Source organism: Streptomyces sp. NRRL S-495 (assembly GCF_000966955.1).
GTDB classification, from domain to species: Bacteria; Actinomycetota; Actinomycetes; order Streptomycetales; family Streptomycetaceae; genus Kitasatospora; species Kitasatospora purpeofusca.
The window spans coordinates 1-7,578 of sequence record NZ_JZWY01000590.1; the positions used below are offsets into that span (position 1 = coordinate 1).

The 7,578-nt window shown below is 73.3% G+C and carries 8 protein-coding genes; 3 read left to right on the forward strand and 5 right to left on the reverse strand.

The window, feature by feature from the left end:
- From VR45_RS28045 to VR45_RS28055, 3 genes are all read right to left on the reverse strand, one after another.
- On the reverse strand, positions 1-280 hold a 280-nt coding region (locus VR45_RS28045; RefSeq protein ID WP_045942645.1), incomplete at its 3' end, for a class I SAM-dependent methyltransferase.
- Positions 281-400: 120 nt separating this feature from the next.
- Positions 401-943 (reverse strand): AAA family ATPase, encoded by a 543-nt coding sequence (locus VR45_RS28050; protein WP_045942646.1) that lies wholly within the window; start codon positions 941-943, stop codon positions 401-403.
- An 80-nt stretch (positions 944-1,023) separates the two neighbouring features.
- The gene (locus tag VR45_RS28055) at positions 1,024-1,626 is read right to left on the reverse strand and encodes a MarR family transcriptional regulator (protein WP_078896896.1); all 603 of its coding nucleotides are present in this window, start codon (positions 1,624-1,626) and stop codon (positions 1,024-1,026) included.
- 47 nt (positions 1,627-1,673) lie between these two features.
- On the opposite strand from VR45_RS28055, the gene VR45_RS28060 reads away from it, so the two are divergent.
- Together VR45_RS28060 and VR45_RS28065 are read left to right on the forward strand one after the other, a co-directional pair.
- Entirely contained in the window at positions 1,674-2,744 is a 1,071-nt protein-coding gene (locus tag VR45_RS28060; protein WP_078896897.1) for an EamA family transporter, read from the forward strand.
- A gap of 196 nt (positions 2,745-2,940) precedes the next feature.
- A complete protein-coding gene (locus tag VR45_RS28065; RefSeq protein ID WP_045942647.1) occupies positions 2,941-3,840 on the forward strand; it encodes a spherulation-specific family 4 protein in 900 nt (299 codons plus the stop codon).
- Positions 3,841-3,964: 124 nt separating this feature from the next.
- Here VR45_RS28065 and VR45_RS28070 read toward each other — a convergent pair whose 3' ends face one another.
- Together VR45_RS28070 and VR45_RS28075 are read right to left on the reverse strand one after the other, a co-directional pair.
- On the reverse strand, positions 3,965-4,276 hold the full coding sequence (locus tag VR45_RS28070; RefSeq protein ID WP_045942648.1) for a hypothetical protein: 312 nt from the start codon (positions 4,274-4,276) through the stop codon (positions 3,965-3,967).
- A 154-nt stretch (positions 4,277-4,430) separates the two neighbouring features.
- Positions 4,431-5,216, reverse strand: coding sequence for a GNAT family N-acetyltransferase (locus tag VR45_RS28075; RefSeq protein ID WP_045942649.1), 786 nt, complete (start codon positions 5,214-5,216; stop codon positions 4,431-4,433).
- Between the two features lie 610 nt (positions 5,217-5,826).
- Here VR45_RS28075 and VR45_RS28080 point away from each other — a divergent pair.
- Positions 5,827-7,578, forward strand: a 1,752-nt coding sequence (locus VR45_RS28080; protein WP_045942650.1) for an elongation factor G, incomplete at its 3' end; no start/stop codon positions are given.

Below are 7,578 nucleotides of genomic sequence, written 5' to 3' on the forward strand. Positions count from 1 at the left end.
GGCTGCCCCTGGCCGCCGCCTCGGCCGCGGCCCGAGCGGCGGCGGCCGGACTGAGGTCGCTGCCGACGACCTGATGCCCGGCCGAGGCCAGCCCGATCGCCTGGGTGCCGATCCCGCACGAGCAGTCCAGCACCCGCTGCGGCCCGGGCCCGAGCCCCTGGCGGACCAACTCGCCCAGCACCCCGGCCTGGTACGCCATGCTCGCGTCCCAGTCCCGGAACATCAGGTGGTAGTCACGGGCCAACTCGTCGTAGAAATCCCGCACGGAGAACTCGGACATGCTTCCACTCCTGAGTCGTCAAAGTGATGAGGCTCGTTGACCGCGGTTCCCCCCGCTTGTCCTCGGCCTCGCCGACAGGTCCTTGGCGAACGTTCGCCGTTCGCCGTTCGCCGTAGATGGTCAGGGCTTCCTGGAGAGGGCGGCAGCCAGCGCCGGAACGTCGACCGGGACGGTGGTGTCCACGCGGTGGACGATTCCGAGCCCGAGCGGCTCGCCACCGCGGGACCACAACTCCCAGTCCCCGCCGAAGCCGCCGAGGCGTTCGGGATGCACCGGGTGCCGTTCGGCCAGACGCTCGGCGAACCGGCGGCGGGCCACGTTCAGCGGTACCTCGCACCAGACCTCACGCACTTCGGCCACACCCGCGCGTTGCAGGCCGGCCTGCACGATCGGCCGCAGGTGGGCCAACCAGGGGCTCTCCAGCACGGCATCGCCCCGGGCGTCGCCGAGCAGCGTCCACAAGGTCTCGCCGGCGGCAATTCCCAGGATCCGGCTCCACTCGTGGTCGGGACACTCCGGCGTCCGAAGGCCCGCCAGCGTGTCCGCCAGGGTCTCCTTGACCGCGTCCTTGCTGAGGAGCGGAAGGCCCATCTCGGCCGCCAACGCTCGCGCGAGCGTGGTCTTCCCCGCTCCGGGAAGCCCGTTGACCAGTACCGTGACCATCCGACTACCCTATCGCCGGACACCTGGCCGGGGCCGGGGCCTGGTGATCCGGCGTCTCCGGTCGTCGCCGGGACGGTTCCTCAGGGGTGCGGGTGGCCGGCCGGGGGTGGTTCGGGGTGGTCGAGTCGGCGCTGCCAGGTGGTCAGGAGGCTCTCCAGGGCGGATGCCTCTTCGGGGGTGAGGACGCTCAACAGGCGGTGCTCGTTGCGCATGTGTGCCGTGAACGCCTCGTCGAAGAGCCGCCGGCCGGCTTCGGTGAGTGCCACCACCCGGCCTCGGCCGTCGGCCTCGCTGCGGCGGCGGGTGACCAGGCCGGCCCGCTCCAGCCGGTCGATCCGCTTGGTCATGGCGCCGGTGGTGACCATGGTGTGGGCGGCGAGTTCCCCGGGTGCCCGTTCGAACGGAGCGCCCGCCCGGCGGAGTGCGGCGAGGACGTCGAACTCGCCCTCGCCGAGGCCGTAGCGGCCGTAGACCAGGCAGAGCTCCTCGGTCAGCCGACCGGACAGGCGGTGCAGGCGTCCGATCACCGCCTGTGGGGAGACGTCGAGGTCGGGCCGTTCGCGGCGCCACTCGGCCTGGATGGTGGCCACATGGTCGGTGGCTGTGCCGTCGGTGGCGGCGGGGGTGGTGGACGTGTGATCGGTGGGGGTGCCGTGGTCGGGGCCGGTGGGCGTGGGTGCCATGGCTCCATCCTAGCGCAGTAGCTTCCATGGAAGGTATATTGGCTTCCATGGAAGCCAGTTTTCGGTGGGTGCTGCTGACCGCCGTCGCGCCGGTGGCGTGGGGTGCGAACTACTACGTCACCCACGAGTTCCTCCCGGCGGACCGCCCGCTCTGGGGAGCCGCCCTGCGGGCCTTGCCCGCCGGACTGCTCCTGTTCGCGCTGCGTCCGCGTCGGCCGCGGGGAGCCTGGTGGTGGCGGACGGCCGTTCTCGGGCTGCTCAACACGGCGGGATTCTTCGTCCTGCTCTACATCGCCTCGCAGTCCTTGGCCACCAGTGTCGCCTCCACTGTGATGGCGGCCTCGCCGCTCGCGATGCTGCTCCTGGCCTGGGTGCTGACCGCCGCCCGCCCCGCCCGGGCGCACCTGCTCGGCGCCCTGGTCGGCCTGGCCGGGGTCGGGCTGATGCTGCTGACCAGGAGCGAACCGGTCAGCCTGCCGGGCCTGGCCGCCTCGGCGGCGGCGATGCTGGTCTCCTCGCTCGGCTACGTCCTGGCCGCCCGGTGGCGCGAAGGGGCGGACGTCCTCGCCACCACCGCCTGGCAGTTGCTGGCGGGCGGACTCGTCCTGCTGCCCCTGGCCGCGGTGTTCGAGGGCGCGCCCGTGGTGCCCGCCGGACGCGAGCTGGCGGCCTTCGGCTATGTCGCGGTGGTGGCGACCGCGCTGGCCTTCGCCGCCTGGTTCGCGGGCCTGCGCCGGCTGCCGGCGGGGACGGTCGGGCTGCTGGGGCTGCTCAATCCGTTGACCGGTGTGCTGCTCGGCACCGTGGTGGCGGGCGAGCGGCTCGGCCCGCCGCAGTTCGCCGGGCTGCTGCTGGTGCTGGCGGGGGTCGCGCTCGGCCGCCCGCGTGGCGCTTCGGGGGGCGGTTCGCGTGGCGGTTCGAGGGGTGGTTCGAGGGGTGGTTCGGAGGACCGTTCGGGGGGTCGTTCGGGGGGTGGCCCGCTCGGCCGCCCGTCGCGCTCGCGTCGTAGGCGGTCCGTCGGGCGTGTCGCGGCGGCAGGTGTGGCCGGAGGGGGTGGGAGCGGCGTCGGTGACGGTGGTGGCAGTGGCGGCGGGAGTGCTCGAAGCGGCCCCGAGTGACGTCGGTGCTTGCGCGAACTTCCGTGCGTTCACCAGAAGTTGGCCACCGGGAGCGGATCGGACCGGTAGGAATGGGAGCGCCCGACCCGGCCGGGGCGGGTGGAGGGGACGGGGCGCGAGGGGCTGGACGGACCGTGCCCGGGCGCCGCGGGGGAGCCCCCTCCGGCTTTCCCGTCTTCTGCGAGCAAGGGACCCGATGCGTTCGTTCACCAAGACCCTGCCCGTCCTGCTGGCCGGCACGGCGCTCACCGCAGCCGCGCTGGCATCCCCCAGCGGGGCCGACGCGGCGACCGCCGAAAGACCCCACGGCCTGGAGGTCGCCGTTCCGGCCTACGTCCTGCCCGGCGAGCCCATGCTGGCCAGTGCGGCAAGCGCCCGCCCGGCACCGTCGATCGTCGTCCTCAACCCGTCCAACGGCTACGCCCCCTTCGATGCGGCCTGGCAGGCGCAGGCCGACGCGCTGCGCGCCGGGGTCACCGCGCACGGCACCGGCACCCGGGTGCTGGGCTACGTCGACACGGGCCACGGCTCGCTCCCGCCGTCCGCCGTCCGCGCCGTCGTCGACAACTACCTGAGGACGGCCGACCACCGGCTGCACGTCGACGGCATCTTCTTCGACCAGACCGGGCGCGACTGCGGCCCGGGCAACACCGCCCGCGACTACTACGCGGACCTGCGCCGCTACGTCCAGGAGACCGTCTACTCCGTCGCCCCGCAGGCCCAGGACCTGGTGGTGAACAACCCGGGCACCGCCGTCGCCGACTGCTACCTCGAACCCGGCCACCGCACGGCCGACGTCTTCGTGACCTTCGAGGGCGACTACGACGACTACACCGGCGCCTGGCTGGGCGGCAACGTCTTCAACTCCACCGCGGGTTACTACTCCGGCGCGACCCTCGACGCCAGCGGCACGGCCTTCTGGCACCTGGTGTACGACACCCCGGACCGGGCCGCGATGCGCACCGCCCTCGACGCCGCCTTCGCCCGGGGTGCCGGCTACGTCTACGCCACGGACGACGCGCTGCTGGTGCCCTGGGACGCCGCCCCGGGCTGGGGCTTCGCCGCCGAGACCGCGTACGCGGCCGCGAAGGGCTGACGGGCGCCGCTCGGCCGGACCGGTCGAAGGCCGCTCCGGCCGCTCCCGCGGGGGCATCCGCGTCCCTGCGGGGGCGGCCGGGAGCGGCCGGGAGCGGTACGGAGGGCGGGAGTGCGATCGGGTCTCAGTGCTCCCGGTCCCGACGGGCGGCGGTGGCGGTCCAGGAGATCGTGATCACGACCGCGAGTGCCAGCAGGACGGCGCCGAAGCCGATCGCCGTCCAGCCACCGCTGGTCAGACTGTCCAACTGCTCCTGGTAGGTGGTGTCGTGAGGTTCCGCCATGCCTTCACCGAAGGAGCCCTTCACCTTGACGTGGCAGATGTCGCCGGGTGACATGGGCCGGCCGTAGCAGGTGGGCTCGGCGGTGTTCAGCTTGTCGACGCCCATGAGGACCAGGCCGACACCGGCGACCAGCAGGACGAGTGGGATCAACACCTTGGAGAGCCTCCCCGGATTCCGCCGACTCCGCCAACTCCTCCGACTCCGCACTGCCGTGGCGGGCGGCCGGTGCGGACGCACACGCGCTTCGACGCGCGGGAGGCGCGGGGTGGTTCCCTCCGGTGGTGGTGCTCCGGCGGGTACGGGGTCTTCAGTGCAGGGGGATGGCGTAGACGGGTTCCGGTCCGAAGGCCGTGAATCCGGTCCTGCGCAGGATCGGGCCGGACGTCGTGCTGTTGGCCTTGACCAGGGCCATCGTCGCGCCGTGCGTCGCCGCGTATGAGAGCCGGGCGGCGAGCACCGCCCGGTACAAGCCCCGGCCCCGCCAGGGCGGTGCGACCACTCCGCCCGTCAGCCGTGCGACCCCGTCCACGATCGAGACGCCGCCGCAACCGGCCGGTTCGCCGTCCACGTAGGCGACGACCGTGCCGCCCTCGCCGACCGGAAGGGACTTCGCGACCTTCGCCGCGGTTGCTTCGATCCGCTCCTCGGGCGGGAGCGCGCCGCCGAACCCGGTGACCTCGACCGCCGCCGCGTCCCGCGCCGTCGCGAAGTCCGTCGCCCAACGCAGCGACGCGTCCACCGTCGGCGGCCGCAGCGGGGGCGCGCCCTCGCTCAGGTCCGCGGCCAGGAGTTCCAGGCCGAGTTTCACCCGGCCGCCCCGGGCCGCGAGTTCGGCGGCCAGACCGGCCGGGGAGCCGACCAGCACCTGCCAGTCCAGGATCGGCGGTCCGAAGGCGCGGGCCCGGTCGAGGACCGCGTCGACGGCCGCGGGGAGCGGTCCTGCCGGGGTGAAGGAGACCACCGAGAGGTCGAAGGCGACATGTTCGGGCAGTCGCAGGATCGTGTACTCGGCGGTTTCGACCACCTCGGCGTCGTCCGGTGTCCACACCCAGGCCGCACCGGCGGCGGCGACGTCGGTCGTTGAAAGACTCATGCGGCGGAGCCTAGGCGCGCCGATCGGTCCGTACGCGGTGCTGTTGCAGAATCAGGACCCGGTTGTCACACGGTCGGTGCCCCACCGAGCGGCGTGGGGGCGAATCGGGAAAACCACGTGACCCGGAGGCGGTCCGCTCCCTACACTCGGCATCCAGAGACGCACCGCCGTGGTTCCGGTGGCGGTGCGCGCCGTGATGAGTTGAGGGAGGACCGGTCGTGCGACACCGCACCGCTGCCGTCGTCCCCTCGTCCCGGTACGAGGTGATCCTGGTGTCCTCCTCCCTCCGGTGCCCGCTGCGCGGCCGGCACCGGATCCGCGCGACGCACCGCTGACCTCGGGTCACTCCTCCGGTCGTCCGCCGCCTTCCGGCTCCTCTGCCTTCCTGTCTCCTTCTGCCCGTCCGAGGGCCCGTGTCCCTGTGTGTCCCGGGTTCTGTCTGCTCGGGTGCTCGACCGCCTCCGTGCCCTTGTCGGCCGAGGCTGCGCGGAGCGGGGCGGGGGCGGGATCGTGGGTGGGCCGGACGTGGGTGGGACCGACAGGGCCGGGCGCGCCGTCGCCGCAATCGCGCTGCCCCAGCACCTCGCTCCACCTCGAAAGGCACCGGGCCATGCGCACCGACGTCCGCCGTACGCACAACACCGTCACCACCACCGCTGCTGCCGCCGCCGTCCTGGCCGGCATCACCACCGTCCGCAACCTGGGCATCCTGGCCCACGTGGACGCGGGCAAGACCACCGTCACCGAGCGGATCCTCTTCCTGGCCGGCGAGACCCACAAGCGCGGCGAGGTCCACGACGGGACCACCGTCACCGACTGCCACCCGCAGGAGCGCGAACGCGGCATCACCATCTTCGCCGCCGCCGTCAGCTGCCTCTGGGACGGCCATCGGATCAACCTCATCGACACCCCCGGGCACGTCGACTTCGCCGACGAGGTCGAACGCTCGCTGCGGGTGCTGGACGGGGCGGTCGCGGTGTTCGACGCCGTCGCCGGGGTGGAGCCGCAGAGCGAGAGCGTCTGGCGCCAGGCCGACCGGCACGGCGTGCCCCGGATCGCCTTCGTCAACAAGATGGACCGGGCCGGCGCCGATCTGGACGCGGCCGTCGCCTCCATCCGGGAGCGGCTGCACCCGGTCCCGCTCGCCGTCCAACTGCCCGTCGGGCGGGAGGGCGACTTCACCGGCGTCGTCGACCTGCTGACGATGCGTGCTCTGACCTGGGACGACGGCCCAGGTCGGGACGGCCTGCGGGAGGGGCCGGTACCGGAGGAGCTCCGGGCCGAGGCCGAGCACCGGCGACGACGGCTGGACGAGGCCGTGGCCGGACTCCATCCGGCCGCACTGGAGGAGTACTACGAGCACACGGCACTCTCCACCGCGACCCTGGCCGCCGCGCTGCGGGACCTCACCCACAGCGGCGAGGCCGTGGTCGTGCTGTGCGGATCGGCCTACCGCAACCGCGGTGTCGAACCGCTGCTGGCCGCCGTCACGGCCTACCTGCCCTCGCCGCTGGACGTTCCCGCGGTGCGTGGATCGGCCGTGGGTGCGGCGGGTGCGGCGGGCTCCGTGGGTTCGGACGGTGCGGAGGGCACGGAGGGCACCGAGGTGGAGCGGGCCACCGATCCCGCCGGGCCGCTCACCGCGCTGGTGTTCAAGGTGAACGTCACCGCCTCCGGCCGTCTGACCTATCTGCGTCTCTACACCGGAACACTGCGAAAGGGGGACACCGTGCTGGACGCCACGACCGGTCGGACCGAACGGATCGCCCGGATCCTGCGGGTGCAGGCCGACAGCCACACCGAGACGGACTCGGCGGTCGCCGGGGACATCGTCGCGGTGATCGGGGTCAAGGCCGCGCGCACGGGCGCCACGCTCTGCGCGCCCGGCGCGCCGCTGGTCCTCGAACCACCCGTCACCGCCGAGCCGGTGGTGACGGTCGCGGTCGAGGCGCGGCGCTCGGTCGACACCGACCGGCTGGCGGTCGCGCTGGCCCGGCTCGCGGAGGAGGACCCGTCGCTGGTCGTCCGCACCGATCCGGAGACCGGGCAGCGGGTGCTCTCGGGCCTGGGCGAACTGCACCTGGAGGTGGCGGTGGAGAAGATCCGCCGTGACCACAACGGTCTGGAGGTGACCGTCGGCCGCCCGCAGGTCGCCCATCGGGAGACGGTCGAACGCGGGGTCACCGGCCACGTCCACCGTCATGTCAAGCAGGACGGCGGCGCCGGCCAGTTCGCCCAGGTCGTGATCGACGTGGCGCCGCTGGACGGACCGGTCGGCGCGCAGGAGGGAGGGGGCTTCGTGTTCGCGTCCACCGTGACCGGCGGGCGGGTGCCGAAGGAGTACGTCCAGGCGGTCGAGGCG

What these genes read in the sequence shown, in the direction of transcription:
- VR45_RS28060 (WP_078896897.1), top strand. Translation starts at nt 1,674, where the DNA reads ATGGAAGCCAGTTTTCGGTGGGTGCTGCTGACCGCCGTCGCGCCGGTG.
- VR45_RS28050 (WP_045942646.1), bottom strand. Translation starts at nt 943, where the DNA reads ATGGTCACGGTACTGGTCAACGGGCTTCCCGGAGCGGGGAAGACCACG.
- VR45_RS28065 (WP_045942647.1), top strand. Translation starts at nt 2,941, where the DNA reads ATGCGTTCGTTCACCAAGACCCTGCCCGTCCTGCTGGCCGGCACGGCG.
- VR45_RS28055 (WP_078896896.1), bottom strand. Translation starts at nt 1,626, where the DNA reads ATGGCACCCACGCCCACCGGCCCCGACCACGGCACCCCCACCGATCAC.
- VR45_RS28075 (WP_045942649.1), bottom strand. Translation starts at nt 5,216, where the DNA reads ATGAGTCTTTCAACGACCGACGTCGCCGCCGCCGGTGCGGCCTGGGTG.